The organism is Promicromonospora sp. NPDC050249 (genome assembly GCF_040656015.1).
GTDB lineage: Bacteria > Actinomycetota > Actinomycetes > Actinomycetales > Cellulomonadaceae > Promicromonospora.
The window spans coordinates 1-26,090 of sequence record NZ_JBFAKY010000001.1 but is presented as its reverse complement, the minus strand read 5'-3'; the positions used below and the strand labels follow the sequence as shown (position 1 = coordinate 26,090).

24 protein-coding genes are annotated in these 26,090 nt (G+C 70.7%); 18 read left to right on the top strand and 6 right to left on the bottom strand.

Annotated features, from left to right (window positions below; genetic code table 11):
* Nucleotides 1-35 precede the first annotated feature (35 nt).
* From AB0I32_RS00120 to AB0I32_RS00075, 10 genes are all read left to right on the top strand, one after another.
* Nucleotides 36-827, top strand: coding sequence for a polyphenol oxidase family protein (locus tag AB0I32_RS00120; RefSeq protein WP_357501590.1), 792 nt, complete (start codon nucleotides 36-38; stop codon nucleotides 825-827).
* A gap of 266 nt (nucleotides 828-1,093) precedes the next feature.
* Nucleotides 1,094-1,564, top strand: a complete 471-nt coding sequence (locus AB0I32_RS00115; RefSeq protein ID WP_357501588.1) for a cell division protein SepF — start codon at nucleotides 1,094-1,096, stop codon at nucleotides 1,562-1,564.
* 148 nt (nucleotides 1,565-1,712) lie between these two features.
* The gene (locus tag AB0I32_RS00110; protein WP_357501586.1) at nucleotides 1,713-2,006 is read left to right on the top strand and encodes a YggT family protein; all 294 of its coding nucleotides are present in this window, start codon (nucleotides 1,713-1,715) and stop codon (nucleotides 2,004-2,006) included.
* 252 nt (nucleotides 2,007-2,258) lie between these two features.
* Nucleotides 2,259-2,903, top strand: coding sequence for a DivIVA domain-containing protein (locus tag AB0I32_RS00105; protein WP_357501584.1), 645 nt, complete (start codon nucleotides 2,259-2,261; stop codon nucleotides 2,901-2,903).
* Nucleotides 2,904-3,084: 181 nt separating this feature from the next.
* On the top strand, nucleotides 3,085-3,552 hold the full coding sequence (locus AB0I32_RS00100) for a TraR/DksA C4-type zinc finger protein (protein WP_357501582.1): 468 nt from the start codon (nucleotides 3,085-3,087) through the stop codon (nucleotides 3,550-3,552).
* 296 nt (nucleotides 3,553-3,848) lie between these two features.
* Nucleotides 3,849-4,370 carry a hypothetical protein gene (locus AB0I32_RS00095; protein WP_357501580.1) on the top strand — a complete coding sequence of 174 codons (522 nt, stop codon included), beginning with the start codon at nucleotides 3,849-3,851 and terminating at the stop codon, nucleotides 4,368-4,370.
* 236 nt (nucleotides 4,371-4,606) lie between these two features.
* Nucleotides 4,607-5,230 (top strand): signal peptidase II, encoded by a 624-nt coding sequence (locus AB0I32_RS00090; protein ID WP_357501578.1) that lies wholly within the window; start codon nucleotides 4,607-4,609, stop codon nucleotides 5,228-5,230.
* Nucleotides 5,230-6,159 (top strand): RluA family pseudouridine synthase, encoded by a 930-nt coding sequence (locus AB0I32_RS00085; RefSeq protein WP_357501576.1) that lies wholly within the window; start codon nucleotides 5,230-5,232, stop codon nucleotides 6,157-6,159. The genes AB0I32_RS00090 and AB0I32_RS00085 overlap by 1 nt, the downstream gene beginning before the upstream one ends.
* A gap of 62 nt (nucleotides 6,160-6,221) precedes the next feature.
* Nucleotides 6,222-9,773 carry a DNA polymerase III subunit alpha gene (gene dnaE, locus AB0I32_RS00080; RefSeq protein WP_357501574.1) on the top strand — a complete coding sequence of 1,184 codons (3,552 nt, stop codon included), beginning with the start codon at nucleotides 6,222-6,224 and terminating at the stop codon, nucleotides 9,771-9,773.
* Nucleotides 9,770-10,294 carry an NUDIX domain-containing protein gene (locus tag AB0I32_RS00075; RefSeq protein ID WP_357501572.1) on the top strand — a complete coding sequence of 175 codons (525 nt, stop codon included), beginning with the start codon at nucleotides 9,770-9,772 and terminating at the stop codon, nucleotides 10,292-10,294. Before dnaE ends, AB0I32_RS00075 begins: the two co-directional genes overlap by 4 nt.
* A 25-nt stretch (nucleotides 10,295-10,319) precedes the next feature.
* Here the strand turns inward: AB0I32_RS00075 and AB0I32_RS00070 are convergent, their stop codons facing one another.
* The 3 genes from AB0I32_RS00070 to AB0I32_RS00060 all read right to left on the bottom strand — a co-directional run bounded on the left by AB0I32_RS00070 (nucleotide 10,320) and on the right by AB0I32_RS00060 (nucleotide 15,252).
* Nucleotides 10,320-10,598, bottom strand: a complete 279-nt coding sequence (locus AB0I32_RS00070; RefSeq protein ID WP_357501570.1) for a hypothetical protein — start codon at nucleotides 10,596-10,598, stop codon at nucleotides 10,320-10,322.
* A gap of 125 nt (nucleotides 10,599-10,723) precedes the next feature.
* Entirely contained in the window at nucleotides 10,724-14,851 is a 4,128-nt protein-coding gene (locus tag AB0I32_RS00065) for a S8 family serine peptidase (RefSeq protein WP_357502153.1), read from the bottom strand.
* Nucleotides 14,785-15,252, bottom strand: a complete 468-nt coding sequence (locus tag AB0I32_RS00060) for a hypothetical protein (RefSeq protein WP_357501568.1) — start codon at nucleotides 15,250-15,252, stop codon at nucleotides 14,785-14,787. Before AB0I32_RS00060 ends, AB0I32_RS00065 begins: the two co-directional genes overlap by 67 nt.
* A gap of 197 nt (nucleotides 15,253-15,449) precedes the next feature.
* Here AB0I32_RS00060 and AB0I32_RS00055 point away from each other — a divergent pair, with 197 nt between their 5' ends.
* Nucleotides 15,450-15,905: a cupin domain-containing protein gene (locus tag AB0I32_RS00055; RefSeq protein WP_357501566.1), complete on the top strand. Its 456-nt coding sequence runs from the start codon at nucleotides 15,450-15,452 to the stop codon at nucleotides 15,903-15,905.
* A gap of 88 nt (nucleotides 15,906-15,993) precedes the next feature.
* Here AB0I32_RS00055 and hisD read toward each other — a convergent pair whose 3' ends face one another.
* Nucleotides 15,994-17,319, bottom strand: coding sequence for a histidinol dehydrogenase (gene hisD, locus AB0I32_RS00050; RefSeq protein ID WP_357501564.1), 1,326 nt, complete (start codon nucleotides 17,317-17,319; stop codon nucleotides 15,994-15,996).
* Nucleotides 17,320-17,358: 39 nt separating this feature from the next.
* Here hisD and AB0I32_RS00045 point away from each other — a divergent pair, with 39 nt between their 5' ends.
* A complete protein-coding gene (locus AB0I32_RS00045) occupies nucleotides 17,359-17,625 on the top strand; it encodes an RNA-binding S4 domain-containing protein (protein WP_357501562.1) in 267 nt (88 codons plus the stop codon).
* Nucleotides 17,626-17,659: 34 nt separating this feature from the next.
* Here the strand turns inward: AB0I32_RS00045 and AB0I32_RS00040 are convergent, their stop codons facing one another.
* Nucleotides 17,660-18,064, bottom strand: coding sequence for a TIGR03618 family F420-dependent PPOX class oxidoreductase (locus AB0I32_RS00040; protein ID WP_357501560.1), 405 nt, complete (start codon nucleotides 18,062-18,064; stop codon nucleotides 17,660-17,662).
* A 129-nt stretch (nucleotides 18,065-18,193) separates the two neighbouring features.
* On the opposite strand from AB0I32_RS00040, the gene AB0I32_RS00035 reads away from it, so the two are divergent.
* Nucleotides 18,194-19,513, top strand: a complete 1,320-nt coding sequence (locus AB0I32_RS00035) for a glycosyl hydrolase family 18 protein (RefSeq protein WP_357501558.1) — start codon at nucleotides 18,194-18,196, stop codon at nucleotides 19,511-19,513.
* Nucleotides 19,514-19,544: 31 nt separating this feature from the next.
* On the opposite strand, the gene AB0I32_RS00030 is transcribed toward AB0I32_RS00035, so the two are convergent.
* Nucleotides 19,545-20,243, bottom strand: coding sequence for a class I SAM-dependent methyltransferase (locus AB0I32_RS00030; RefSeq protein WP_357501556.1), 699 nt, complete (start codon nucleotides 20,241-20,243; stop codon nucleotides 19,545-19,547).
* An 82-nt stretch (nucleotides 20,244-20,325) separates the two neighbouring features.
* Here AB0I32_RS00030 and AB0I32_RS00025 point away from each other — a divergent pair, with 82 nt between their 5' ends.
* The 5 genes from AB0I32_RS00025 (at nucleotide 20,326) to hisH (ending at nucleotide 25,978) form a co-directional block, all read left to right on the top strand.
* Nucleotides 20,326-22,833: a RecQ family ATP-dependent DNA helicase gene (locus AB0I32_RS00025; RefSeq protein WP_357501554.1), complete on the top strand. Its 2,508-nt coding sequence runs from the start codon at nucleotides 20,326-20,328 to the stop codon at nucleotides 22,831-22,833.
* A gap of 94 nt (nucleotides 22,834-22,927) precedes the next feature.
* Nucleotides 22,928-24,130: a histidinol-phosphate transaminase gene (locus AB0I32_RS00020; RefSeq protein WP_357502151.1), complete on the top strand. Its 1,203-nt coding sequence runs from the start codon at nucleotides 22,928-22,930 to the stop codon at nucleotides 24,128-24,130.
* Nucleotides 24,127-24,726, top strand: a complete 600-nt coding sequence (gene hisB / locus AB0I32_RS00015; protein ID WP_357446306.1) for an imidazoleglycerol-phosphate dehydratase HisB — start codon at nucleotides 24,127-24,129, stop codon at nucleotides 24,724-24,726. The genes AB0I32_RS00020 and hisB overlap by 4 nt, the downstream gene beginning before the upstream one ends.
* Nucleotides 24,727-24,731: 5 nt before the next feature.
* On the top strand, nucleotides 24,732-25,331 hold the full coding sequence (locus tag AB0I32_RS00010; RefSeq protein ID WP_357501552.1) for a hypothetical protein: 600 nt from the start codon (nucleotides 24,732-24,734) through the stop codon (nucleotides 25,329-25,331).
* Between the two features lie 2 nt (nucleotides 25,332-25,333).
* Entirely contained in the window at nucleotides 25,334-25,978 is a 645-nt protein-coding gene (gene hisH / locus AB0I32_RS00005; RefSeq protein WP_357501550.1) for an imidazole glycerol phosphate synthase subunit HisH, read from the top strand.
* Nucleotides 25,979-26,090: the final 112 nt, after the last annotated feature.

Here is a 26,090-nt window from a genome sequence, read left to right as displayed (position 1 = left end):
CGGCCCGGAGTCGGCCGCCGGGTACTCTCGCACCCGTGAGCGACAGCCGGACATCTTCAGGCGTGCACCCCGTCGAACTTGGCGACGGGGTGCACGCCTTTTTCACCACCGGCGCGGGCGGCGTCTCGCCGGCCCCCTGGAGCACGTCGGACGGTGGCGGCCTGAACCTGGGCCTCAACGTTTCCGACGACGCGGCCCGGGTCGCGGTCAACCGTTCCCTGGTCGCCGAACGGCTCGGCGCGCCGGTGGCCTTCGCCACGCAGGTGCACGGTGACGCGGTGCTGGAGCTCGGCCCGGGCGACCGTGCCGCGTGGGCCGCCGGCCATCCGCCGGCGTCGACGGGGGAGGGTGACGCGCTGGTCACCGCGGAACGCGGGCTGGGCCTCGGCGTCCTGGTCGCCGACTGCGTACCGGTGCTGCTCGCCGATCCGGAGGCGCGCGTGGTCGGGGTGGCGCACGCGGGACGCAAGGGCGTCCTCGTCGGTGTGGTGCACAGGGCCCTGGACGCGCTGGTCGCACACGGCGCGGACCCCGCGCGCGTGCGCGCCGTCGTCGGGCCCGCCGTGTGCGGGCGGTGCTACGAGGTGCCCGCCGCCATGCGTGACGAGGTGGCCGGCGTAGTACCCGAGGCCTACGCGACGACAAGGGACGGCACACCCGGGCTTGACCTGCCGTCCGGGGTGCTGGCGCAGCTGGCCGCGCGCGGTGTCGCGGCGAGCCGGGTGCATCGCTGCACGTTGGAGGATCCGGACCTGTTCTCCCACCGCCGGGCCAGCAGGGCCGGTACCACAACGGGCAGGCAAGCCGGGATCATCGCGCTCATTTGACGCCAGCGCCCGGATCGTCCTTCCGCGACACGCCGGTGGCAACGCTCTGACCTGCGAAATCACACGGATGTCGTTTTTAGCGAGCATTCGCTGAACAACTTTGGCAAAGTTGTTCGTGGCACGGCGTGTCGCACTTCCGGGTCGGATTGCGCCGGGCTACTTTTGTCAAGGCGACCTCGACCAGGGGTCAAGGTCGGACCTGCTTGCGGGCCCGCTGGACACCGAGACAGAAGGACGCACAGCAGGCGACGAACGGAGAATGAGCGATGGCCGGAGCGCTTCGCAAGACCATGCTGTATCTGGGCCTCGCCGACGATCAGGGCGAGCAGGAGTACCTCGACGACTACGACGAGGGCCTGGAGGAAAACGTGGAGGATCACCGGCACGCGCAGGTCACGCCGCTGCACCGCGATGGTGTGCCGCGTGAGGCACTGTCCTCCTCGGACCTACGCCGGATCACGACCGTGCACCCCCGGTCCTACAACGACGCACGGAACATCGGCGAGGCCTTCCGCGCCGGTACCCCCGTCATCATGAATCTCTCCGACATGGACGACGCCGACGCCAAGCGCCTGGTCGATTTCTCCGCCGGCCTGATCTTCGGTCTGCACGGCTCGATCGAACGGGTGACCAACAAGGTCTTCCTGCTCTCGCCCGAGCACGTGGAGATCGCTGCCGAGGAGCAGGCTCCGGCCGAGAAGCCGAACGGGCGCGGCGGCTTCTACAACCAGAGCTGAGTCCGACAGGGCTGACGGTGTAGCCGGACGATGTATGAGGGGCGGTCGCTACGGCGGCCGCCCCTCACATGTCCCTCGACGGCCGCGGTTGCGGCCAGGATCCTTGCTCTCGTGTGCTTCCCAGTTCAGACAGGTTAGGTTGTGCCTTGTGACTGTGATCTGGCAATTCATCGGCTTCGTTCTGTGGCTGTTCCTCCTGTTCCTCATCGGACGGCTGGTCTTCGACTGGGTGCAGTTCTTTGCCCGGGACTGGCGGCCGCGTGGCGTGCTGCTCGTGATCGCGGAAGCGATCTACACGGTCACCGACCCCCCGCTGAGGTTCCTCCGTCGCCTGATCCCGCCGCTGCGGCTGGGTCAGGTCCAGTTGGATCTCGCCTTCATCGTCCTGTTCTTCGGCGTCTCGCTGCTCCAGGGCCTGGTCGGGTTCCTCGCGAGTGCGTGAAGGTGTCGAATCTGTGCCGGTTCGTGGCGGGTCTGATTGGGGCTGTTGCGCCAATCCCCGGAAACATTGACCAGAGCATGGATATGGCCTGGGGTGACACGGCACACTCTGTGAGGAAATCGTGCCCGGCAGTGCTCCCGGTGTCCCACGCCGATCTCGTCCGCTACCGTGGGCTTCGACGGAGGGCGCGCGGCTGGGCAGCGCCGACGTCCGAGTTCTGCGTTCCTACGTTCTAACTTTCGAGGTGACACGATGGCACTGCTTACTGCAGAGGACATCCTCAACAAGAAGTTCTCCGCGACGAAGTTTCGCGAGGGCTACGACGTCGAGGAGGTCGACGACTTCCTCGACGAGGTCGTGCGGACCCTGACCAACGTCCAGGAAGAGAACGAGGGTCTCCGGCAGAAGGTCGCCGCCGCGGAGCGACGTATCGCCGAGCTCTCGCGCAACGAGGCCGCCGGTTCGGCCCGGGCGCAGGCCGCGCCGGTCGCGGCTCCGGTCATGCCGACGGGACCCGCGGGTGGCCCCAAGGGCAACGGCCCCGAGCCGGAGTCGGCGACCGGGATGCTCCAGCTGGCCCAGAAGCTGCACGACGACTACGTGCGCTCAGGCCAGGAGGAGGGCGACCGGCTCATCACCGAGGCCAAGACCGAGGGCGCGCGTATCGTGCGCGACGCCGAGGAGACCTCGCACCGCACGCTGTCCCAGCTCGAGCAGGAGCGCTCGCTGCTGGAGCGCAAGATCGACGAGCTGCGCCTCTTCGAGCGCGACTACCGCACCCGTCTGAAGAGCTTCCTGCAGAACCTGCTCGGCGATCTCGACGCACGTGGCTCGGCCCTGCCGCCGCGCAACAACCAGCAGGCCGGCCGTCCGGCCGAGATGGCGCAGGGCATCTGACAGCACTGTCTGTCGAGCACGACGGCCGGGCGTCCCCACCTCACGCCCGGCCGCCGTGCGCGACGAGCCAGACGCACTCATGATTGGGGCACGCCACATCGGCGTGCCCCGTTGTGCGTCCGGCCGCTTGTGCTTACGCTTCGTTGACTTGACCACCGGGGGCGACCGTGAAGGGGAACCCATGACCAAGATCTCGACCGCGACGCGAGCCGCGATCAAGCAAGAGTTCCCGAACCTTACGCGCGACGTGAAGAAGTTCCCCGTCCGCGAAGGCGAAGAACCCTGGACCGTACGCGAGGCCGAAGAGCTGGCCGCGCTGCTTGTCGAGGACAAGGAGCGGCTCGAACGCGAGCTGGAGTCCGCCGACCGCGAGCTGTCGGACCTCCTGCGCAACTCGGGCGACGGGGCGGGCGACGACCAGGCCGACTACGGCTCGAGCGCGCTCGAACGCGAACAGGAGCTCACGCTCGTCAACAACATGCGTGACCTGCTGGACCAGACGAACCACGCGCTGGACCGGATCCGCAAGGGGACGTACGCCACGTGCGAGCTCACCAACCTGCCGATCGGCAAGGCGCGGCTCCAGGCGTTCCCCAGGGCCACGCTGTCGGTAGAGGCCAAGGCGCGCGAAGAGCGTCGCGGCGCCTAGCCGCCGGGGCGCCGGAGCCCCGCGGTCGACCGCCTCGAATATCCGATATCAAGGTTGTGATGTCTGGGTTACGGGTATTCCTGGCGGAATGCCGCGGGGTTCGGTCCGGGAATGTCTTGTTTTATTCCCTGTGTGCCGCGTCACGTTCGAATTGACAGGGTGAATTACTCATCGGATGCTCGTCGAGGTGAATCACACGTGTGTGGTTCATCGCTAATTCGTCTGAGCTATTCGAGGGGGAAAACACAATGATCCGAGGATTCCGTGCAACCTGCCGTGCAGGGGCAGCCGTTGTCATGTCGGCCGGTCTGGTCGTCGCCGCTGCTTCGGGTGCGAGCGCCATGGTCATGGGCGACACGCCCGAGCTGATCAGCGCACCCGCCGCCAGCGCAACGGACGCGGCCGCCGCGGCTGAGCTGCTCGGCACCACGGACCCGCTGGGTGTCGTCACCGCTGACGGTGCGTTCGACCAGCTCGAGGGCTACGGCACGACCGAGCTGCCCGCGGGCGTCGACGGTGCGATGGTCCCCGAGGAGGTCGCCACCGCTGGTGAGGTCGTCTCCTACGAGGAGAGCGACGGCAGCTTCAACGCTCTGAACAACGTGTGTGTCGCTCCCTGGTACTGGGAGGGTCCGGGCAACGTGGGCAGCACCGCCAACGTGACCGAGTACAAGGCCTGCAACGACGGCGACTACGAGCTGGGCGGCGACGGTTCGGTCAACATCCTGAACAACGTGTGCGTCGCGCCGTGGCACTGGGACGGCCCGCTGAACCTGTTCAACACGGGTAACTTCACGAAGTACGCGGCCTGCAACTGACGCTCGCGTCAATTGACTGCCGTCGTGCGGTGACGCGACGGTAGTGCTGCACCAGGTGAGGCCCTTTCCCGGATTTCCGGGAAAGGGCCTCGCTGCTTTACCGGTCAGCGTGCCTTTGATCGAGAATCAATTGTTGAGTGCCGAGAAGGGGCCTGAGGCCCAGCAGCACGGCGCCCGTCGTCCGGCCTCCGGGCGGGCGGGCTCGGTACCGTCCGCGGCATGGGAGACTTTGCCTGATGTCTACTCCCGCTGAACCTTCCGCCGTGGCCGGCGGCGAGACGGATCCCGCAGCAGCCACGCCCCCGTCGTCCGGCAGCCGTGTGCTGGTTGTCTGGACCGGTGTCCTCGCGGCCTTCGTCCTTGCCGCCGACCAGCTCACCAAGTGGTGGGCCGAGTCCGCGCTGGACGTGAACGCGCCGACCATCCCGATAGTGGGTGACCTGCTCGGCCTCCGGCTGATCTACAACCCCGGTGCCGCGCTGTCGATCGCCTCTGGCATGACCTGGCTCCTGACCATCGTCGTGACGGTGGTCGTGGTCTTCATCGTCCGGGCGATCGGCCGGCTCGGCTCGCGTGGCTGGGCGGTCGCGCTCGGCCTGCTGCTCGGCGGCGCCGTCGGCAACCTGGTGGACCGCCTCGTGCGCGAGCCCGGGTTCGCGCGCGGCCACGTGGTGGACTTCATCGACTACGCGGGCTTCTTCGTCGGCAACGTCGCCGACATCGCCGTCGTCTCCGCGGCCGTGCTGATCGCGCTGCTGTCGCTGCGGGGCATCGGCCTGGACGGCAAGCGGCACACGGACGACGCACAGCCCGCCGAGCGGCCGGCGGACCGGCCGGACGACCAGAACGACCCCGCCTGATGGCGCTGCGCACGCTGCCGGTGCCCGACGGGCTGGCAGGCGACCGCGTGGATGCCGCCCTTGCGCGCATGCTCGGCTTCTCCCGCACCCGCGCGGCCGAGCTCGCCGAGGCGGGCGCCGTGCGCCTCGACGGGCGCCAGGTGCGCAAGTCGGACCGCGTGGTACCCGGCGGCTGGCTCGAGGTCGACCTGCCGGAGGAGCGTCCCGCCGTCGAGGTGGTCGCGGAGCCCGTGCCCGGCATGGGCATCGTGTACGACGACGACGACCTGGTCGTGATCGACAAGCCGGTCGGCGTGGCGGCGCACCCCTCGCCGGGCTGGACCGGACCCACCGTGGTCGGGGCGCTCGTCGCGGCGGGCTACCGCGTCTCCACGTCGGGCGCGGCGGAGCGGCAGGGCATCGTGCACCGGCTCGACGTCGGCACGTCGGGCCTGATGGTCGTCGCGAAGTCGGAGCTCGCCTACACGGGCCTCAAGCGCGCCTTCAAGGAGCGCACCGTCGACAAGATCTACCACGCGCTCGCCCAGGGCCACCCGGACCCGACGTCGGGCACCGTGGACGCGCCGATCGGCCGGCACCCGAGCTCGGACTGGAAGTTCGCGGTGACCGCGGACGGCAAGCCCTCGGTGACGCACTACGAGACGCTCGAGATGCTGTCGTCGGCGTCGCTGCTGGAGGTGCACCTGGAGACCGGGCGCACCCACCAGATCCGCGTGCACCTCGCCGCGCTGCGCCACCCGCTCGTCGGCGATCTGACCTACGGCGCGGACCCCGTCCTTGCCGCCAAGGTGGGGCTGAAGCGGCAGTGGCTGCACGCGCACCGGCTGGGCTTCGAGCACCCGACGACGGGCCGCCGGGTTGAGGTCGAGTCGCAGTACCCGCAGGACCTGGCGGACGCGCTCGAGGTCGTACGGGGCGCGTACAAGTGATGTGAGAAGAGGCTCGGCGCGGGTCGCGCCGAGTGTCAGGGAGCAGTCTTAAGATCGTGGACATGCCCACCGCCACCGCTTCGAAGAGCGACGACTTCGTCCATCTCCACGTGCACACCGAGTTCTCGATGCTGGACGGGGCGGCGCGGATCGGCGACCTCATGGAGGAGGTCGCGCGGCAGGGGCAGCGCGCCATCGCGACGACCGACCACGGGTACCTGTTCGGGGCGCACGAGTTCTGGGCACAGGCGCAGAAGGCCGGCATCAAGCCGATCATCGGGGTCGAGGCGTACGTCACGCCGGGCACCAGCCGGTTCGACCAGACGCGGGTGCGCTACGGCGAGGCGGGCCAGGAGTCCGACGACGTCTCGGCGCGTGGTGCCTATACCCACATGACGCTGCTGAGCAAGAACAACACCGGCATGCACAACCTGTTCCGGGCGTCCTCCCTGGCCTCCCTGGAGGGCCAGATGGGCAAGTGGCCCCGCATGGACCGGGACCTGCTGGAGAAGTACTCCGACGGCCTCATCGCGACCACGGGCTGCCCGTCGGGCGAGGTCCAGACCCGGCTGCGGCTGGGCCAGTGGGACGAGGCGGTCCGGCAGGCCGGCGAGCTGCAGGAGATCTTCGGCAAGGAGAACTACTACGTCGAGCTGATGGACCACGGGCTCGACATCGAGACCCGGGTGACCAAGCAGCTCCTCGAGCTCGCCAAGACCATCGGCGCCAAGCTGGTGGCCACGAACGACCTGCACTACGTGCGCGAGGAGGACTCCACCAGCCAGGAGGCCCTCCTGGCGATCAACTCCGGCTCCACGCTGGACGACCCGAACCGCTTCAAGTTCGACGGCTCGGGCTACTACGTGAAGTCCGCCGCCGAGATGCGCAAGGTCTTCAAGGAGCTTCCCGAGGCGTGCGACAACACGCTGCTCATCGCCGAGCAGTGCGAGGTCTCCTTCGACACCTCGGCCAACTACATGCCGCGCTTCCCCGTCCCCGAGGGCGAGGACGAGATCTCCTGGTTCATCAAGGAGGTCGAGGCGGGCCTGCTGCGGCGGTACCCGAACGGCTACTCGGACGCGGTCCGCAAGCAGGCCGACTACGAGGTCGAGGTCATCATCCAGATGGGCTTCCCGGGGTACTTCCTCGTGGTCGCCGACTTCATCAACTGGTCGAAGGCCCAGGGCATCCGGGTGGGGCCGGGGCGCGGCTCGGCGGCCGGGTCGATGGTCTCCTACCTGATGGGCATCACCGAGCTCGACCCGCTGGAGCACGGCCTGATCTTCGAGCGGTTCCTCAACCCCGAGCGCGTCTCCATGCCCGACGTCGACGTCGACTTCGACGAGCGTCGGCGCGGTGAGGCCATCCGGTACGTCACGGAGAAGTACGGCGACGACCGCGTGGCGCAGATCGTCACCTACGGCACCATCAAGGCCAAGCAGGCCCTCAAGGACTCCGCCCGGCTGCTCGGCATGCCGTACGCGATGGGCGAGAAGCTCACCAAGGCGATGCCGCCCGCCGTCATGGGCAAGGACATCTCGCTGAGCGGCATCTTCGACCCCAAGGACAAGCGCTACTCGGAGGCGGCGGAGTTCCGCCAGGTGCACGAGGCCGACCCCGAGGCGCAGCGCGTGGTCGAGCTCGCGCGCGGTATCGAGGGTCTGAAGCGGCAGTGGGGCGTGCACGCGGCCGGCGTCATCATGTCGAGCGACCCGCTGATCGACATCATCCCGATCATGAAGCGCCCGCAGGACGGCGCGATCATCACCCAGTTCGACTACCCGACGTCCGAGGGCCTCGGCCTGATCAAGATGGACTTCCTGGGCCTGCGCAACCTCACGATCCTCGACGACGCGCTCGAGAACATCGTGATGAACGGCAAGGACCCGGTCGACATCGAGAACGTGGCCCTCGACGACAAGGCCACCTACGACCTGCTGGCCAGCGGCAACACGCTCGGTGTGTTCCAGCTCGACGGCGGGGCCATGCGGTCCCTGCTGCGGCAGATGCGCCCCGACAACTTCGAGGACGTCTCCGCCGTCATCGCCCTGTACCGGCCTGGGCCGATGGGCATGAACTCGCACATCAACTACGCGCTGCGCAAGAACAAGCAGCAGCAGATCGAGGCGATCCATCCGGAGGTCGTCGAGCCGTTCGCCGAGATCCTCGACGAGACCTACGGCCTGATCGTCTACCAGGAGCAGGTCCAGCGCGCCGCCCAGATCATGGCCGGCTACTCGCTCGGACAGGCCGACCTGCTGCGCCGCGCCATGGGCAAGAAGAAGCCCGAGGTGCTGGCCAAGGAGTACGTCAACTTCGAGAAGGGTGCCAAGGAGAAGGGGTACAGCCCCGCCGCCATCAAGGCTGTCTGGGACACGCTCGTCCCGTTCGCCGGCTACGCCTTCAACAAGGCGCACTCCGCCGGCTACGGCCTCGTCGCGTACTGGACCGCCTACCTCAAGGCGAACTACCCCGCCGAGTACATGGCCGGCCTGTTGCAGTCGGTGGGTGACAACAAGGACAAGATGGCGCTCTACCTCAACGAGTGCCGTCGTATGGGCATCACGGTGCTCCCGCCGGACGTCAACGACTCCTCCGCCAAGTTCACGGCCGTGAAGGGCGACATCCGCTTCGGGCTCACCGGCGTGCGGAACGTGGGCCGCAACGTCGTGGACGCGATCGTGGAGAGCCGTGAGGAGAAGGGCACCTTCACGTCCTTCCAGGACTTCCTCGACAAGGTCCCGGCGCCCGTCTGCAACAAGCGCACCATCGAGTCCCTCATCAAGGCCGGCGCGTTCGACTCGCTCGGCCACACCCGGCGCTCGCTGCTGGTGGTCCACGAGCAGGCGGTCGACTCCGTGATCGGCGTGAAGCGCAAGGAGGCCGAGGGCCAGTTCGACCTGTTCGCGGACTTCGGCGGCTCGTCCGACGACGATGCGGGCATGGGCTTCTCCGTCGAGGTGCCGGACCTGCCCGACTGGGAGAAGAAGCAGAAGCTGCAGTTCGAGCGCGAGATGCTCGGCCTCTATGTGAGCGACCACCCGCTGTCCGGGCTGGAGCACGTGCTGCAGCGCGCCGCCGACACCTCGATCGCGTCCCTGATCGCCGACGAGGGCCGCCCGGACAACTCGCAGGTGACCGTGGCCGGCCTGCTCACCTCGGTGCAGCGCAAGATGAGCAAGAACGGCAACCCCTGGGCGGCCGTGACGGTCGAGGACCTGGAGGGTGCCGTCGAGGTCATGTTCTTCGGCGAGACCTATCTGGCGTACTCGACGATGCTCGTCGAGGACCAGGTGGTGGTGCTGCGGGGCAGGGTGCGCCGTCGCGACGAGACCCTGTCGCTGCAGGCCATGGAGGTGGCCATGCCCGACATCACCGTGGGCTCCGACTCGCCGCTGGCCGTGACGGTGCCGCACACCCGGGCGATCGAGGCCACGATGGTGCGGCTGCGCGAGGTGCTCGCCACCCACCCGGGCTCGGCGGAGGTCCATGTGGTCGTGGCCGAGCCGGGCAAGAAGACGCTGGTGCGGGCCTCCGACAGCCTGCGGGTCGAGAAGTCGCCCGCCCTCTTCGGAGACTTGAAGGCGCTGCTCGGCCAGGGCTGCCTGTCGTGACCGAGGCACCCGGCGTAGCTCCGGTCGGGAGCGACCGGTACGACGAGCGGGACCACGAGCGGTTCACGCTCGTCCCCGCCGCGTACCTGTACCTCCGGCGCGAAGGACAGGTCCTGCTGCAGCTGCGGCAGGGCACCGGCTACCGCGACGGGTTCTGGGCGTGCGCGGCAGCGGGTCACGTCGAGGAGGGCGAGTCGGTGATCGACGCCGCCGTGCGCGAGGCGGCCGAGGAGCTCGGTGTGGTCGTGGCCCCCGAGGACGTGCGGCCGCTGACCGTCCTGCACCGCGGTGAGCCGGGCGGGCCCGCGATCGAGCAGCGGGTCGACTTCATGTTCGAGGTCACCCGCTGGACCGGGACGCCGTCGATCCAGGAGGCGGACAAGGCCGCCGACCTGGCGTGGTTCCCGTTCGTCGCGCTGCCGGAGCCGCTCGTCCCGCACGAGGCCGCGGTGCTGCGCGCCGTGCACGACGCGGGCCGGCACGGCACCGAGATGCCGCGCCTCATGACCTTCGGCTTCTGACCGGACGCGTCGTCGCGGGTAGACGTCATGCCGCCCGGTCCACCTCCAGGGACTCCCGTTCCGCGCGCCGATCGGCCCGGCGCCTCGCACGGATCGCGACAAACGCTCCGAGGAACAGTCCCGCACTCCACGCTGAGCTCAGATCGAGACGGGTCACGGGAGTACTCACGATGTTGACCGCCACGATATAGACGGCTCCGGTGACTGCGAGTAGCGGAAGCCCGACGAACCAGCGAAGTCTCAACACCTGGGCCATGCCGAATCCGTAGATCGCGGCGGTCACGAGCCAGAACAGGTCGGACAAGAACAAGCCTCTATCTCTCGGGAGTAACTCTCGGGCGGAAGGGGTTCGCGCGACCGCCGCCGCGGTGCAGCCCCACGTGAGGGCTGCGCCGCGGCGGCGGTCGGCGCCTGGTCAGTGCCTGTGCGTCACAGGCCCTTGCACTGGCCCAGCTCCTTGCCCTTGGTCGTGTTCGGCGACCCGTTGTTCACAGGCGGCGGGTCGTTCTGAAGGCAGGTGAGCACGCCGGTGATCCGGTTGCCACCGATGACCGGGCCCTCCGACCTGGTCACGGTGACGGGGCCGGCGATCCGGTTGCCCGCACAGTCCGCAGCCGGGTCACCGATCATGACCCCGGAACTGCGGGTCACGGTCAGCGTGCCCGTGATGCTCGTATCGCAGACTCGTACCTCGGACGCCTCCGTGGCCTGGACGACCGCGAGGATCCGCGAGTCGGTGACCCGCAGCCCCGCGCCGTCGGACACGGTGACCCGGCCTGTGACGGTCGCGCCGTCGATGCAGGTGGTGCCCTCATCGACGACGATCCGTCCGTTGTGCCGGCCGGTGATCGTCTCGTCGCACGGCGCCAGACCCGTCACGGCGACGTTGACCGCCGCCACGGCGGGCTCGTCGAACGGGTCGGACGTGACGTGCTCGGCGGAGTTGACGTAGACGCCGGTGAGCGCGTCGGGATCGACCGTGACCTCGTACGAGAGCTCGACCGGGTCGAGGTTCGGGCCCACGTAGTCGAAGCAGACGCTGCTGCCGTCGGAGATGGCCGAGGACGGGTCGCCCGCGTTCACGACGGCGGTGCCGAGCGTGCCCGCGAGGTTCTCGATGCCGATGGTGGCCGTGGCCGGCAGCGCTCCGACGTCGCCGTACTCGAAGGTGATCTCAGGACGGTCGTCCGCCACCGAGTTGTAGATCCAGGCCTGGAACGTGCCGACAGAGTTGGACAGGTCGGCCGGGTCGGCGTCGAAGGGGAACGGGTCGTCCCACTGGACCACCGCGACCGTGCCATCAACGTCAGTCGCAAGCCGCACGCCGCGGTCGTTCGCCAGCGAGAGCTCCAGGTCGGACCAGAGCGGCGCGATCACTCCGTTGGGAGCTGCCGAGCTGGGCACCTCCTGCGGCGTCCACGGCTCGCCGGCATAGCCGCCGGCGATCGTGATGAGGCCGTCGTCGGAGACGATGAGGCCCGGCGTCTGCTGGTCGTAGTGCGGGAACGGCCCGATGTTCGCAAAGGCGTTCACGGCGACGCTGTCGCCGTCGAGCGAGCTGAACCCAACTCCAGCCGCCCCTAGGTCACGGAACCCTGCCCACGCCGCGCACTGCGGGTCGTCGGCGGGAGTCGACGCCTCGTAGGTGCCGGTGGCGCCCACCTGCGTCGGCATCTCGACCTCCCACGTGATCGTCTGTCCCTCGACCACGCCGCCGCCGGTCACCGACGCGGGGTCGATGGTCAGCCCGTCAGGCACGGTGTCGGTGACCGTGTAGGTGAGGTCCTCCGGTGTCACGTTCGGGGCGACCGATATGTCGTACCCGATCGTCTCCCCGATGACGGCGGTCTCCGTCGACGCGGTCTTGGTCACGTCGTCGGCCACCCGGCTCAGCCGGATCGGGATCTCACCGATGTCGCCCGCGTTGTCCGGCGAGGTACCGAGCACCGCGGTGCCGAAGTACAGGTCGCCCTCGGCGGCGTCGGGCAGGTTCCAGTGCACGCGCACGTCGTACGGCTCGCCCACGGGCACCTCACCCTCGGGTCCGGCCACGCCCGCGTTACCGAGGTCCTCGGACGGGACGACGGCGGTCGCGAGCGTGTGCGCGTCCGGCTGGCTGGTGCTGCCGCCCCAGTTCTGGACGACCACCCACCACGTACCGGCCTCCGGGTCGGGGACGTCGCACGCCTCGGCGGAGGACGACGTGGTGGAGGCGCACACCTGGGTGGCCGCGCTCGGCGTGTCGCCGGTGCCCACGAACATGTCGAGGTCAGGCGCCTCGGCCGCGGTGATCTCCGCGACGAGCCGCTCCGCGTCGTCGGGCACCTCCAGGGTGGTGACGTGGACCTGGCTCAGGTCGTCGAACGCGTCACCGTTGGTGGGGTCCTGGCTGAGCGAGGCCTCGTGGAGGTCGGCCTCCACCAGGCCCTTCACCGAACCGGTGAAGTCGCTGACCGTTGTGGACCGGATGTCGGTCACGGCCTGCGAACCGGTGTTCCGGCGCGTGGTGATGTCGATCTCCTCGGGCAGGATCGCCCCGGACGGGACGACGGCGACCGGGAGGGTCACTGCCGGGACGTCCGGGTTGCTCGGGGTGAGCGTGATACGTCCGAACAGCGTCTCGCCCTCGGGCGCGTCCGCTACGTTCGCGGTGACGGAGATGCCGAGCGCGTCACCGGGGGAGACGGTGTCCTGCGAGAGCGTCACGTCGAGCGAGAGCCCGTCGTCGGCGACCGCTGCGGCCGTCCACGTGACGTCAGCGGGGGCTGACGGCGGCGGGACCGCCGTGCGCTCCCACGAACAGGTGGACAGGCACTGGGTGTCGGCGAAGGACGGCAGGTTGAGCGACTTGGGGTCGCCGCCCGCCTCCGGGTCCGCGGCCAGGTAGTTCGCCGGCGTCTCGTCGAACAGCAGACCCGCCTGTGCGGCGGCCCCGATGTCCATGTGGCCGCTGCCCTGCTCGTACGGCGTGGCGGGGGAGCCGTCGAAGTCCTTCACACCGGTGCGGGCAGTGGTCATGAGCGCCGACTGCTGCTGCGCAGGGGTCCAGCTCGGGCGGGCCTGCGTGAGCAGGGCTCCGGCGCCGGCCACGTGCGGGCTCGACATCGACGTGCCCGAGATGATGCCGTACTGGACGTGGTCGTACGCGCCGTCGGCCACGCCGTTCGCGGCGAGGATGTCGACGCCGGGCGCCGTGATGGACGGGACGATCGTGTCGACTGCCCGGTTGGGTCCGCGCGAGGAGAAGCTGGCCATGGTGTCGCCCAGCGCGTCGTCGATGGTGAAGTTGGTGCCGGAGATCGCGCCGGTGTGCTCGGAGCCCTCGGCCAGCCAGGCCCGCAGCGTCTGGCCGTCGGCGTAGCTGATGGCGACGCCGGGGACGGCGAACGCGTCACCGAGCAGGGAGCCGGCGTTGGCCTCGTCGTTCGTCAGCACGAAGCCGGCAGCGCCCTGCGCCGCGACGTTGGACGACTTCTCCACGCGGCCGTTGCCGCCGCGGGCACAGACCACGATCTTGTCGGCGTAGTCCGCCTCGTGGCCGGTGGTCGTGGTGCACTGCGGGTCGCCCACGGAGCTCGCGTCGATGATCGCCGTGGCGGGCAGGGGCCCGGTCAGCGACTTGCCGGTCAGGTCGGGCAGGTCGGTCGTGCTGCTCGTCAGGTTCGTCAGGGCGTTCAGCGCGTGCCGGTTGTGGGTCGAGGCGCCCACCGACGTGATCCACGGGGCGTCGGCGGGGGAGCCGGTGGTGGCGAACCCGGGGCCGTCGTTGCCGTTGGAGGTCGCCACGAAGATGCCGGCGGCCCGCGCGTTGAGGAACCCGATCGAGTCGAAGTCGTTCCACAGATCAGACGGCGAGGACGAACCGATCGAGTAGTTGATGACGTCGACGCCGTCCGCGATGGCCTGGTCGATCGAGGCCACCAGGCCCGCGGTGGTGCAGCAGCCGCGGTAGCTGATGACGTTGGCGTGCGGCGCGACGCCGGAGATGTCGAACGGCGGCGGATTCGTGCCCTCGGGGGCTGTCGGGGTGACGTCGTCGACGACGTTGCCGCCCGACGTCGAGGCGGTGTGCGAGCCGTGCCCGTCCTCGTCCAGGGCGCTCCGGTCGTCGGCGGCCAGGAACCCGTAGGCGCCGATCAGCTTGCCGTTGCAGGGGAACTCGGGGTCGTACTGGTCGGTGTTCGCGGGGTCGCACGCACCGAGGTAGTTGCCGGCGCCGAGCGGGTTGGTGTGCGTGTAGCCGTCGTCGCCGGTCTCGGCGAAGGAGGGGCTGCTCGGGTGGATACCGGTGTCGATGGTGCCGATGACGACACCCTCACCCTGGTAGTCCTCCGGCAGGCCGAGCTCCTCGACGGCGTTCCACAGCGCGTCCGCGTTGCTCCAGACCGGGCCGGCGTCCGTGTGCAGCTCGTGCTCCTTGTCGAGCGCGATGTGCGCGACGGCGGGGTCCTTGGCGACCTTCGCGGCCTCGGCCGGCGTCAGCACGGCGGTCAGGCCGTTGACGGCGAACTGATAGGTGAACGGCACCTCGACGTCGTGCCCCACCGCGCGTTCCATGCGCGTGACGAAGTCGTCCTGCTCCGCCTCGAGGAACTCGGTGTACTCCCGCACGCGGGCGGCGGACGGGTCGAGGGTGCGGCCGGCCCGGGCGCGGTGGCGTCCAGCCCGGCGACGTCGCCGGAGTAGGTCGGCACCGCGGCGTCGGTGAGCCGGATCAGGTAGGTGCGCTCCGCCTTGCCGCGGCCGAGCGACAGCTTCTGCAAGGTGGCCGTGCGCTCGACGCCGGGCTGCGGCGTGGTCTCGGCCGGTACGAGGTTCTCGGCGAGCAGGTCGCGGGGGTCGATCTTGTCCGCGGCTGGTGGTGCCTGGGGGACCGCGACGGCTGCCGGCGCGACCGCGGCCGCTAGTGCCGTGACGGCCGCTATGACGAGCATGGGCGTTCTGGACCGGTGTGACATCTACGGCTCCCTCGATACAGCAGCGATGGATCGAGCACATAACGAGCACATGCAGTTGCTCGTTATTCCTCGCGCACGGTGGGGACCATGTCAATGGTTCCGGGCGGGATTCACCCAGTGAACGGTCATACCTGTCACAGATGCGCGCGGCTGCCGGTCATCACTGGCACACCGATGTCTACGAGAGGCGCAGCGCGATGACAGTGTCAGAGAACCAGGCAGCACACGTGCACGGGAGCGGCGAGCACGCGGGGCCGGAGGGCTGGAAGACCGCGGCCACGATGCTGCAGGACGCGTCGCCCTTCACCGTCCCGGACGGTGCCTCGGCGATGACCGTGCACGTCGGGTGGGAGCCCGGCGACCCGGGAACTCCGCCGCACCGCCACTCGGGGCCCGCCTTCGGGTACGTCGTCAAGGGTGCGGTCCGGTTCGAGATCGAGGGTGAGCCGGAGCGGGTCATCGAGGCCGGCGGGACGTTCTGGGAGCCGGGCGGCGACGTCATCCACTACCAGGACGGCAACGCGCTCGCCGATGCCAGGACGGAGTTCGTGGTCGTCATGCTGTGCGCGCCGGGCAAGCCGATGCTCGAGCTGGTCGACGAGGCCGAGCTGGCGGAACGCGCCCACCTGCGCGCCCCGAGGCCCACGGCCTAGACCGCGAAGCAGAGCGCTTGTCCGCGTCTTTCCGGGGTAAGCCCGGGGAGACGCGGACAAGCGCTCTACCTCGCGGTACCTCGTGGCCTCAGTGGAAGCGGCCCCGGACCGCCTCGCCGTGGGCGGGCAGGTCCTCGTCGTTGGCGATGGCGACGATGCGGTCGGAGATCTCCTCGAGGGCGTCCCTCGTGTACTCGACCTGCTGCACCGACTTCAGGAAGCTGTGCACGCCGAGGCCGCTCGCGAAGTGCGCGGTGCCGCCCGTGGGCAACACGTGGTTGGACCCGGCCATGTAGTCGCCCAGCGACACCGGCGACCACGGCCCGACGAAGATCGCGCCGGCGCTGTGCACACGCGAGGCGACCCTGGCGGCGTCGGCCGTCTGGATCTCGAGGTGCTCCGCGCCGTAGGCGTTGACCACGGCCACGCCGGCGTCGATGTCGTCCACCAGGACGATCGCCGACTGCGGTCCGTCGAGGGCACGCGCCACGCGGGTGGAGTGCTTGGTGGCGGACGCCAGGTCCAGGACCCGCGCCTCCACCGCGGAGGCCAGCTCGACTGAGTCGGTGACCAGTACGGACGCCGCCATCGGGTCGTGCTCGGCCTGGCTGATCAGGTCGAGGGCCACGTGCCCGGCGTCGGCGGTGCTGTCGGCGAGGACGGCGATCTCGGTGGGCCCGGCCTCGGCGTCGATCCCGACGATGCCGCGCACCAGCCGCTTCGCCGCGGCGACGTAGACGTTGCCCGGGCCGGTGATGACGTCGACGGGCTCGCACAGCGTCTCGCCGTCCTGCGGCTCGGCGCCGGCGGCCCCGTAGGCGAACATCGCCACGGCCTGCGCGCCACCGACCGCGTAGACCTCGTCCACGCCGAGCAGCGCGCACGCGGCGAGGATCGTCGGGTGCGGCAGGCCGCCGTTGTCCTTCTGCGGCGGGGACGTCACCGCGAGGCCGGGCACGCCCGCCTCCTGCGCCGCGACGACGCTCATCACCACCGACGACGGGTACACCGCGAGCCCGCCGGGCACGTACAGGCCCACCCGCTGGACCGGGATCCAGCGCTGCCGCACGACGGCGCCCGGTGCGACGTCGGTCACGTGGTCGGCGGGGAGCTGCTCGGCGTGCACCCGGCGGACGCGGCGGATCGACTCCTCCAGGGCCCGGCGCACCAGCGGCGCCAGCCCCTCGAGAGCATCGGCGAGGGCGGCCTGGGGGACCCGCAGGTGCTCGGGCGCGATCCCGTCCAGCCGGAGCGATATCTCGCGCAGCGCGGCAGCGCCGCCCTCGCGGACCTGGCGCAACAACGGCTCGACCACATGGACGGCCTCGTCCACTCCGACCTCGGCACGGGGTAGGACGTCGAGGAGGGCGCGGCGCCCGAGGGACTGGCCGCGCAGGTCGATGCGTTGGATCACCTTGCCAGTCTATGGCGGCAGGCGGGGGACAATGGTGTCGTGTCCAACTCTGCAGCCGAATCCGGTCCCGTATCCAGCTCCGGCGCGGTACCTGAGGTACCGATCCGTGACGACGTCATCCGCCTGGGGCAGTTCCTGAAGCTCGCCGATCTCGCCGAGGACGGCGCCCAGGCGCGCGACCTCATCGCCGACGGCGAGGTGCGCGTCAACGGCGAGGTCGAGCTCCGCCGTGGCCGCCAGCTCGTGCGCGGCGACGTGGTGGAGGTCTCCCTCCCGACGGGCGAGGAGTCGGCCCAGGTCGGCTGACGCCCCCCGGGCAGGGCGTGCTCGGTGGGGCGGGTCAGGACGCCATGTAGGTCGAGGCCATCACCTTGTCGACCGTCACCCGCAGCACTATGCGGTCCGGGTTCGGGCCCAGCTCGCGGTAGCGGCGCGCGTACCGCGCGACGGCGTCGGCGATCTCCGCCTCGTCCTCGCTGACGGCGATGGTGCCCTCGAGCGTGATCCAGCGGCCGCCCGCGACCTGGCAGAGCGCGGCGCGCGGGGCTCCGCCGTCGGGCAGGGGTGTGGCGTGCCGGGCCTTGAACGAGTTGCGGTTCGTCGTGATCCGCGCGACCCCGGCCTCGGTGTCCCAGGTGAAGGCGACCGGGACCACGTGCGGGGTGCCGTCGGGACGCAGGGTGGTGAGGGTCGCGAGGTGGCGCTCCGTGACGAAGACGAGCTGTTCGGGGTTGAGTCGGATCACTGCCTGAGTCTAGGTCGGCGGGGACGCGCGCCCGGCGCCGCTCGGCTGCTTGGTGTGGGTTCCCCGTATTCCCCGTCGGACGGTATTTGGCTAGCGTCCCTGACAAATGTCGAAGCCTGGGGAGTGGTCATGAGACGACGTACAGCGTTCCTGGCGGCGGGCGTCACCGCCCTGCTCGTCACCGGACTTGCGGTCCCCGCGGTCATCGCGCAGCCCGGGCCGGTGGCCCAGGCCGCTGCTGCCGACTGCACGGCTCCGACCTGGGCAGAGGGCAGCACCTATCGCACCGGCGACCACGTGACGCACCTCGGCCGCGGCTACACCGCCCTGGTCGGCCACACCGCACACGTCGGCGCGGGCTGGACGCCCGGCACCACGCCAAGCCTGTGGACCGACGACGGCGCGTGCGCCACCCAGCCCGACCCGGACCCCACGGACCCGACGCCGGACCCCGACCCCACCGACCCCACGCCCGACCCGGAGCCCACGCCCACCGACTGCGGCCAGCGGCCGCGCCCGTCGGGCAAGGTGCTGCAGGGCTACTGGGAGAACTGGGACGGCGCGAGCAACGGCGTGCACCCTGGCATGGGCTGGATCCCCGTGACCGACTCCCGCATCACGCAGCACGGGTACAACGTGGCGACGCTGGCGTTCCCGGTGATCCGGTCCGACGGCACCGTGCTGTGGGAGAACGGCATGGACGCCGGCGTACGGGTGCCGACGCCCGAGGAGATGTGCGCCGCGAAGGAGAGCGGCCTGACCATCCTCATGTCGATCGGCGGCGCGACCGCAGGCATCGACCTGTCCTCGCAGGGCGTGGCGGACCGGTTCGTCGCGACGATCGTGCCGATCCTGCGCGAGTACAACTTCGACGGGATCGACATCGACATCGAGACCGGCCTGACCGGCAGCGGCTCCATCACGCAGCTCTCGACGTCCCAGGCCAACCTGATCCGGATCATCGACGGGGTCCTCGCCGCCATGCCCGCCGGGTTCGGGCTGACCATGGCGCCCGAGACGGCCTACGTCACCGGCGGCAGCGTCGTCTACGGCTCGATCTGGGGCTCCTACCTGCCCATCATCAAGAAGTACGCCGACAACGGGCGGCTCTGGTGGCTCAACATGCAGTACTACAACGGGTCGATGTACGACTGCTCGGGCAACTCCTACGCGGCGGGCACCGTCGCGGGGTTCCGGGCACAGACCGACTGCCTGAACGCCGGGCTGAACATCCAGGGCACCACCGTCCGGGTGCCGTACGACAAGCAGGTCCCTGGCCTGCCCGCCCAGCAGGGCGCGGGCGGCGGGTACATGACGCCGTCGTTGGTGAGCCAGGCGTACGGCTCCTACAACGGGTCGCTCAAGGGCCTCATGACCTGGTCGATCAACTGGGACGGGTCGCGCGGCTGGACCTTCGCCGACAACGTGCGAGCGCTGCAGGGCCGGTAGCCGGGCGGGCGTCGTCAGCCCGGCCGGCTCGTCAGCCGGCCGGGCCGGGCGTGCGCACCACGGCGTACTGATAGCGGTGGCTGCTGCCCGGGCTGCTCGGCCGCGTCCACCAGGACTCGATCTCACCGTGCTCGCCCAGGCGCTCGCGGACCATCGTGTCGGTGCGGCGGTGGAAGTAGCGGGGCGGCCCGTAGTCCTTGCCGGGTCCTGCGGCCGGTTCTGCGGCGGGTCCGGCGAGCGTGCCGACGGTCAGCTCCGCCGCGCCCCACATCCCCACCGCGAACAGCCCGCCCGGCACCAGCACCCTGACGATCTCGGACAGCGCCGCCTCCAGCTCGGCGTCGTCGAGATGCATCAGCGTGCTCATGGACCAGACGGCGTCGAAGGCGTGGTCCTCGAACGGCAGCTCGGTCGCCGACGCGACGTGCGCGTCCAGGCCGGCCGCCCGGGCGACCTCGACCATGCCGGGGGACAGGTCCACACCCGTGTACGCGAGACCCGCAGCGGAGATCGCCTCGCCGTCACGGCCCGGGCCGCAGCCGACCTCCAGCACGGTGCCCGAACGCTCCTCGGCGAGCCGGGCCAGGAACTCCTGCTGTGCGGCGACGCGCCACGGCGGGACGGGCCTGCGGGCCCGGTCAGCGGCCTCCGCGTCGTAGTAGGCAAGGAAGTCCGCGCGGCGCGCTTCCTGGTCCGACGGCGGTTCGCTCGCGTTCGCGGTGGAGGTCACGCGCCGGATTCTAGGTACCTCCGGTGCGATCGGTGTGGATAACCCGCTCGCGGTGTCGGTGGCTCCTCATAGGATCGACGACGTGACCAAGGACCCCTTCGCAGATCTGCCCTTCGACGTGGAGGAGCCGCCGGACGACGCAGCGTTCCTGACCGAGGTCGGTGACCCGGTGCCTCCGCCGTCCGCCCGGAACACGCCGGAGGCGCAGGCGGCCAAGCTGCAGATGCTGCGCGGCCTGCTGGACGAGGACGCGGCCGCCGCGGCTGCCGCCCCGCCGCTGCGCAGGCGCAAGCCCGAGCCGACGCCGGAACCTGTGCTGGAGCCGACGCCGGAGGCCGAACCCGAGCTCGCCGAGCCGGCAGCGCGTCCGGTGGCCGCGGCCTCGCCGGGGGCGTCGCTGCGCGAGGAGGCGGAGGCGGCGCTTCGCGAGCTCGTCGGCCGCGACGAGGCGCGCCTGCGGGACGACCAGTGGACCGCCATCGAGGCGCTCGCCGCCTTCCACCGCCGGGCGCTGGTGGTACAGCGCACCGGGTGGGGCAAGTCCGCCGTGTACTTCGTCGCGACCAAGCTGCTGCGGGCGCGCGGCGCCGGGCCGACGGTGATCGTGTCGCCGCTGCTGGCGCTCATGCGCGACCAGATCTCGGCTGCCTCCCGTGCGGGTATCCGTGCGGTGACCATCAACTCGGCCAACATGACCGAGTGGGACGAGGTGCACGCGTCCATCTCGCGCGGTGAGGTCGACGTGCTGCTGTGCTCGCCGGAGCGGCTGAACAACCCGGGGTTCCGGGACGAGGTGCTCCCACGCCTGGCGGCCGACGCCGGGCTCGTGGTCATCGACGAGGCGCACTGCATCTCCGACTGGGGGCACGACTTCCGCCCGGACTACCGGCGCATCCGCACGCTGCTGGCCGACCTGCCCACGGGGATCCCCGTGCTCGCCACGACGGCCACCGCGAACGAGCGCGTCACCCAGGACGTCGCGGAGCAGCTCGCCGTGCACGCGGACGGCGCGAGCGACGAAGAGGTGCTGGTGCTGCGCGGTGGGCTCGACCGCGAGTCGCTGCACCTGGCAGTGCTGGAGCTCGGCGACCAGCCCACCCGCGTGGCGTGGCTGGCCGAGGCTCTGCAGGACATCGACGGCTCCGGCATCGTCTACTGCCTCACGGTGTCGGCGGCGGAGCAGGTCGCCGAGCAGCTGCGCGGCTACGGCCTCGCGGTCGCCGCGTACACCGGCCGGACCGAGCCCGCGCAGCGCGAGCAGCTGGAGGTCGACCTCAAGAACAACGAGGTCAAGGCGCTGGTCGCGACGTCAGCGCTGGGCATGGGCTTCGACAAGCCGGACCTGGCGTTCGTGGTGCACCTGGGCGCGCCGTCGTCGCCGATCGCGTACTACCAGCAGGTCGGTCGTGCCGGACGTGGTGTCGACCAGGCGCTCGTCGTGCTGCTCCCGGGTGTCGAGGACAAGGCGATCTGGGACTGGTTCGGCGAGCAGGCGTTCCCCGCAGAGGGTCAGGTGCGGGCGACGCTCGAGGCGCTGCGCGGCGGCGGCACCATGTCGACGGCGGCGCTGGAGACGCAGGTCGACCTGCGCCGTTCCCGCCTGGAGACCATGCTCAAGGTGCTCGACGTCGACGGTGCCGTCCGGCGGGTGCGCGGCGGCTGGGAGTCCACCGGCCAGGAGTGGTCGTACGACGCCGAGCGGTACGCCAGGGTCTCGGCCAGCCGCGCCGCCGAGCAGCAGGCGATGGTGGACTACGTGGGCACTCAGGGCTGCCGCATGGCGTACCTGCGGGCACAGCTCGACGATCCGGACCTGGCACCGGGCTGGCGCTGCGGCCGTTGCGACCGGTGCGGCGGGATGGAGCTGCCGGAGGCCCCCGACGCCGAGGCGGTCGCCGCGGCGCGTGCCGAGATGGACCGTCCGGGGGTCGAGGTCGAGACCCGCAAGATGTGGCCCACCGGCCTGGCCTCGATAGGCCTGGACCTCAAGGGCAAGATCCCGCCGGCCGAGCTGGCCGAGCCGGGGCGGGCGGTCGCCCGGCTCGACGGCCTCGGCTGGTCCGGCCCGCTGCGCGACCTGCTCGCGCCGACGGCGGGCGACGGCGAGCTTCCGGTGCCGCTGCGCCGGGCAGCCGCGCGTGTGCTCGACGAGTGGAGCGCGCTTCGCCCCGCGGCAGTGTCCACCGAGGCGGAGGGCGCGGACGAGGCAGGCACGGGCGAGGCGGAGGCCGGCCCGCTGCTGATCGAGGCAGTGGTGGCGGTGCGGTCCATCACCCGGCCGCAGCTGTCGTACCACCTGGCCACGGGGCTCGCGAAGTACCTGGGTGTGCCGATGATCGGTGCCATCGGTCCGGTCGCCGGACAGGAACAGCCCGGGCGGCACGACGTGAACTCGGCGATGCGGCTCGCCGGGGTAGTCCGGCGGCTGCAGCTGCAGCTCGGTGAGGGTGCGCTCCGTGGCCTTCCGGGCCGGACGGTGCTGCTGGTCGACGACTACACCGACTCGGGGTGGACGCTGACGGTCGCCGCACGGCTGCTCCGCGAGGCGGGCGCGGCAGCGGTGTACCCGTTCGTGCTGGGTGTGCGGTGACACCAGCGGCGACTCCAGCGGTGACGTTGCCCACGCGCCCGGTGGGCGGACTGGCACCGGTCCGGTGCGCCGTGGTTCGTAGACTGGTCCGGTGATGACACACGCCGTCGACCAGCACAGTGCGGAGGACAGCGCTCCCGCGCCCTCGGTGCGGCTGCCGCTGCGCCCCGAGCTGGCGAACGAGAAGCCGTACGGCGCTCCGCAGCTCGACGTCCCGGTGCTGCTGAACGTCAACGAGAACCCGTACCCGCCCGGCGAGGAGGTGGTCGCCACCATCGCCGAGGAGGTGGCGCGCGCCGCCCGCGGGATGAACCGTTACCCGGACCGGGACGCGACGGTCCTGCGTCAGGACCTCGCCGACTACCTCGCGGTGGAGACCGGCGTCGACCTGGGGCATCTCGACGTCTGGGCCGCCAACGGGTCCAACGAGGTGATGCTGCACGTGCTGCAGGCCTTCGGTGGTCCGGGCCGCACCGCCCTGTCGTTCGCGCCGACGTACTCGATGTACCCGGAGTACGCGCGTGACACGCATACGACCTGGGTGGTGGGCCGCCGGGAGGACGACTTCACGCTCGACCCGGCCTACGCCGCCGAGACCATCCGTGAGGTACGCCCGTCGGTGGTCCTGCTGGCCAGCCCCAACAACCCGACCGGCACGGCGCTGCCGACGGCCACCGTCGAGGCGGTCTGCGAGGCCGCGCTCGGCGTGGACCTCGACGGCGCGCACCCCGTCGTCGTGGTGGACGAGGCCTACGCGGAGTTCCGGCGTCCCGGCACGCCGTCCGCCGTCGCGCTGCTGGAGCGGTACCCGAACCTCGCGGTCACCCGCACGATGTCCAAGGCCTTCGCCGCGGCAGGCGCCCGGCTCGGCTACCTGGTCGCCTCCGGCGACTTCGTCGACGCGCTGCGGATCGTGCGCCTGCCGTACCACCTGAGCGCGATCACGCAGGCAGCGGCAGGCGCCGCGCTGCGCCACCGTGAGTCCCTCATGGCCCAGGTCGCCACGCTGCGTGCCGAGCGGGACGCCTGTGTCGCCTGGCTGCGCGAGCAGCGGCTCCTCCCGGACGGCGCCCCGTTCGAGGTCGCCGACACCGACGCCAACTTCGTGCTGTTCGGCAGGTTCGGCGATCGGCACGCCGTGTGGCAGGGTCTGCTGGACCGCGGCGTCCTGATCCGCGAGACCGGCCCCGACGGCTGGCTGCGGGTCTCGATCGGCACGTCCGAGGAGATGGCTGCCTTCCGCGCGGCGCTCACCGAGGTCCTGCAGGAGAACAAGCAGGGAGAGGAACAGCCATGACCAGGACAGCACGCGTCGAGCGCGCCACCTCCGAGTCGAAGGTGCTGGTCGAGCTCGACCTCGACGGCACCGGGCGCACCGACATCAGCACGAGCGTGCCGTTCTACGACCACATGCTCACCGCGCTCGGCAAGCACTCGCTGATCGACCTCACCGTGCACGCGACCGGCGACACCCACATCGACGCCCACCACACGGTCGAGGACGTGGCCATCAGCATCGGCGAGGCGCTGCGCGAGGCGCTCGGCGACAAGGCGGGCATCTCCCGGTTCGGCGACGCCCTCGTGCCGCTCGACGAGGCGCTCGCCCAGGCAGTGGTGGACGTGTCCGGCAGGCCGTACCTGGTGCACGAGGGTGAGCCCGCCGGTCAGGAGTACCACCTCATCGGCGGCCACTTCACGGGTTCGCTGACGCGGCACGTGCTGGAGTCGATAGCCCACCACGCGGGTATCTGCCTCCACGTGCGGGTGCTCGCGGGCCGCGACCCGCACCACATCGTCGAAGCCCAGTTCAAGGCGCTGGCGCGTGCGCTGCGCGCCGCCGTCGCGATCGACCCGCGGGTCGACGGAATACCGTCCACGAAGGGTGCGCTCTAGCAGCCATGTCCGACAGCCCCAAGCCCGAGAACGACGGGTCCAGCAGCAGCATGCCGGCCGGCGACGACCTGCCCGACTTCGATCTCGACTTCGAGATCCCGGACGACCTGTCGTCCCTCACCGGTAGCGGCGAGCCCGAGTTCGCCGCGATCATCACCCAGATCGCCGGGGCGGAGCCGCTCGCAGCGGCCAGCTCCCTCGCACAGCTCGACCTCGACGCCGTACCCACCTCGGTGGGCGCCGTCGGAGTCCTCAAGGACCTCGCCGGCGACGCGCCCGAGCAGGCCGCCGCCGCGATCTCCCAGCTCGTGCGGGGCGTCCCGCTCGTCCTGGTGACCCGCACCGGCGAGCAGATGACGGCGGTCCGGTTCGCCGACGGTGTCCGCGGCGACGAGCTCGCTCCCGGCCTCGTGCTGGGTGGCGCCCCCGAGAACGTGGTCGACCTGCTGACGGGCGCCACCAGCGTGGCCGACCTGGACGGCGTGGTCGGGTCCACCTCGATCAGCAAGTTCAAGGCGGTGCGGATGCTCACGTCCGCTGCCCGCAAGGCCCGCAAGGGCATGGGCAAGGGCGAGCCCGGCCAGAGCAGCACGGACGGGGCCTGAGCGTGGGCGCGAGGGTCGTCGTCCTCGACTACGGCTTCGGCAACGTCCGGTCCGCTGTCCGCGCTCTGGAGCGGGTCGGCGCGGACGTCACGCTGACCGCTGACCGGACCGCCGCGCAGGAGGCCGACGGCCTCGTGGTGCCGGGTGTCGGCGCGTTCGCCGCGTGCATGGCGGGGCTCAAGGCCGTCCGCGGGCACGAGGTGGTCGGCCGCAGGCTGGCCGGCAACCGCCCGGTCCTCGGCATCTGCGTCGGCATGCAGGTCATGTTCGACGCCGGCGTGGAGCACGGCGAGCGTGCCGAGGGCATCGGCGAGTGGCCGGGCGTCGTCGAGCGGCTGCAGGCTCCCGTCGTGCCGCACATGGGCTGGTCGCCGGTCGAGGCGCCGGAGGGCTCTACCCTCTTCGAGGGAATCGCCGACGAGCGCTTCTACTTCGTGCACTCGTACGCCGTGCAGACCTTCACCAAGGGCTACGACGAGAACGCGGTGGGGATCTTCTCGCCGCCGAAGGTGACCTGGGCCGAGCACGGCGGACGCTTCGTCGCAGCCGTCGAGGACGGCCCCCTGGCGGCCACCCAGTTCCACCCGGAGAAGTCGGGCGATGCGGGATCCCAGCTCCTGCAGAACTGGGTCCGCACCCTCAGCTAGTCCGCCGCCTCGTGGGGGGGGGGGGGCGGGGGGGGGGGGGGGCCGCGCCCCCCCCCCCCCCCCGCCCCACCCAAGGGCCAACACAAAAAAGGGGGGCGAGAGCGAGCCCCCC

Coding starts and splice junctions, on each gene's coding strand:
- AB0I32_RS00115 (WP_357501588.1), top strand. CDS start 1,094: ATGGCCGGAGCGCTTCGCAAGACCATGCTGTATCTGGGCCTCGCCGAC.
- AB0I32_RS00105 (WP_357501584.1), top strand. CDS start 2,259: ATGGCACTGCTTACTGCAGAGGACATCCTCAACAAGAAGTTCTCCGCG.
- AB0I32_RS00100 (WP_357501582.1), top strand. CDS start 3,085: ATGACCAAGATCTCGACCGCGACGCGAGCCGCGATCAAGCAAGAGTTC.
- AB0I32_RS00095 (WP_357501580.1), top strand. CDS start 3,849: ATGTCGGCCGGTCTGGTCGTCGCCGCTGCTTCGGGTGCGAGCGCCATG.
- AB0I32_RS00090 (WP_357501578.1), top strand. CDS start 4,607: ATGTCTACTCCCGCTGAACCTTCCGCCGTGGCCGGCGGCGAGACGGAT.
- AB0I32_RS00085 (WP_357501576.1), top strand. CDS start 5,230: ATGGCGCTGCGCACGCTGCCGGTGCCCGACGGGCTGGCAGGCGACCGC.
- dnaE (WP_357501574.1), top strand. CDS start 6,222: ATGCCCACCGCCACCGCTTCGAAGAGCGACGACTTCGTCCATCTCCAC.
- AB0I32_RS00065 (WP_357502153.1), bottom strand. CDS start 14,851: ATGGAACGCGCGGTGGGGCACGACGTCGAGGTGCCGTTCACCTATCAG.
- AB0I32_RS00060 (WP_357501568.1), bottom strand. CDS start 15,252: ATGTCACACCGGTCCAGAACGCCCATGCTCGTCATAGCGGCCGTCACG.
- AB0I32_RS00055 (WP_357501566.1), top strand. CDS start 15,450: ATGACAGTGTCAGAGAACCAGGCAGCACACGTGCACGGGAGCGGCGAG.
- AB0I32_RS00035 (WP_357501558.1), top strand. CDS start 18,194: ATGAGACGACGTACAGCGTTCCTGGCGGCGGGCGTCACCGCCCTGCTC.
- AB0I32_RS00020 (WP_357502151.1), top strand. CDS start 22,928: ATGACACACGCCGTCGACCAGCACAGTGCGGAGGACAGCGCTCCCGCG.
- hisB (WP_357446306.1), top strand. CDS start 24,127: ATGACCAGGACAGCACGCGTCGAGCGCGCCACCTCCGAGTCGAAGGTG.
- AB0I32_RS00010 (WP_357501552.1), top strand. CDS start 24,732: ATGTCCGACAGCCCCAAGCCCGAGAACGACGGGTCCAGCAGCAGCATG.